Origin of the sequence: Methylobacterium sp. B1 (assembly GCF_000333255.1) — a bacterium.
Classification (GTDB): domain Bacteria; phylum Pseudomonadota; class Alphaproteobacteria; order Rhizobiales; family Beijerinckiaceae; genus Methylobacterium; species Methylobacterium fujisawaense.
In genome coordinates this window covers 1-1,804 of record NZ_BACT01000215.1, presented here as the reverse complement: position 1 = coordinate 1,804, position 1,804 = coordinate 1, and the positions used below count along the sequence as shown (strand labels likewise).

Sequence of the window (1,804 nt, the reverse complement as noted above, 5' to 3'; positions counted from 1 at the left end):
ACGAGTTCATCCTCGTGCGCGACGACATCGTGATCATCGACCCCGACACCTACGAGATCGTGGACGTGATCCCGGCCTAACGCCTGGCCGCGCGTCGGTCGAAACGGCTCTTCCGGCCGCCGACACACCGGCGCAAGCAAAGCACACGATCATCACCGTCGATCCGGTCCGCGCCCGACAAGGCGCGGACCGGCTTTGCGCGGGAAATGGTGTCGCGCCTGATCGACGTCCTGATCCATGCCATCCACGATCTGATAAAAAGAACACAGACGCCACAGGTCGCGGTTTAGGTTTGAATTAGGCCTCGTCAGGCGCGACTCCTGAAGATCGGGGTGTGCATGTCGATTGAAATCGGTGGCTTTTCTGGAGCGGCACGCCGTGGACGCGTCGGGATATCGGGTCGCGCGACACTCCTGATTCTCGCGATCGTATCGGCGGCCCTCGTCGCCTGTTCGTCCTATCTGTACCTGTCCCAGTCCAGCACCCTGCAGGGCGACGTCGACGCCAGCATGTCGAGCCTGAGCGGATCTGCCGCCCGCAGTGTCGGCAACTGGCTGCGCGGCAAGCTCGATCTGACGCAGATGATGGCTCAGCAGATCACCGCTGGCGGCCGTGAGTCGGACACGGATCGGGTGCTCGACGCGCCCATCATCCGCGACTCGTTCTACGTCAGCTTCTTCGGGCGTCCGGACGGGTTCTACACCAAGATGCCCAAGGCCGAGATTCCGCCGGGTTACGATCCGCGTCAGCGTCCGTGGTACAAGGAGGCCGCCGCGACGGACGGCCCGATCCTGACCGAGCCGTACATCTCCGCCAGTCGCGGCACCTTCATCATCACGGCGGCGGCGCCGGTGAAGGATGCGGCGCACGGTCTCGGCGGCGTGGTCGGAAGCGATTTCGACGTCTCGGTTCTTGCCCGGATGATCACCGAGGTCGCGCCGGGTGACGGCGGTTATGCCTATCTGGTCTCGGGCGCGGGCACGATCCTGATCCACCCGCGGGCCGCGTTCATCGGCAAGCCCCTGTCGGAGCTGATCGACGGTCCGGTTCCCGGCATCGCCGCCGGTCGGGCGGTGGACACGCGCGAGGCGGGACGGTCCGTCCGCACGGTCTTCGCGCGCGTCCCAAACCTGCCGCCGGCGCTCGACTGGTACATCGCGCTTTCGGTCGACCACGCCACCGCGTTCGCACCCATCACGCATCTCGCGCAGAACTTGGCCATCGCAACCGCGATCACGCTGCTTCTGCTGGCCGTCACCGTCAGCCGGATGATGGCCGCGACTGTCGCACATCCCCTAGACCGACTTGTGGAAGTCCTTCAGCGCATGAGCCTCGGCGACCTCGATACCGAGATCGCCGAGGCCAGGCGCCGGGACGAGATCGGGATGGTCGGGCGGGCGGTCGAGGGTATCAAGGCCGTTGTGGCGCAGAAGGCACGTGAGCAGGAAGAGACTCGGCGCTCGGCCGAGGCGTCGGCCGCAGCGGAGCGCAAGCGGGCCATGGCGGCGCTCGCCGATGGTTTCGAAGAGGCCGTGGGCACGATCGTCGGTTCGGTGTCGTCGGCGGCGTCCGAGCTTCACGCCACCGCCCAAGCCCTGACAAACACCGCCACGCAGGCCGCGGCACGATCCAGCAGCGTCGCTGCGGCCGCCGACCAAGCCTCGACCAGCGTCCGCACCGTCGCGGTTGCGGCCGAGGAGCTCGGCGCGAGCGTGCGCGAGATCGCCGGGCAGGTCGCAGGCTCGTCACGCCTCGCCCGGACGGCCGTGTACCAAGCCGACGAGACGGGACATCGCGTGCAGGC

At 67.2% G+C, this 1,804-nt stretch carries 1 protein-coding gene; it reads left to right on the top strand.

Features of this window, described 5'->3' with window-relative positions; all coding sequences use genetic code 11:
• Window positions 1–338 precede the first annotated feature (338 nt).
• On the top strand, window positions 339–1,804 hold a 1,466-nt coding region (locus tag I53_RS05670), incomplete at its 3' end, for a cache domain-containing protein (protein ID WP_043347654.1).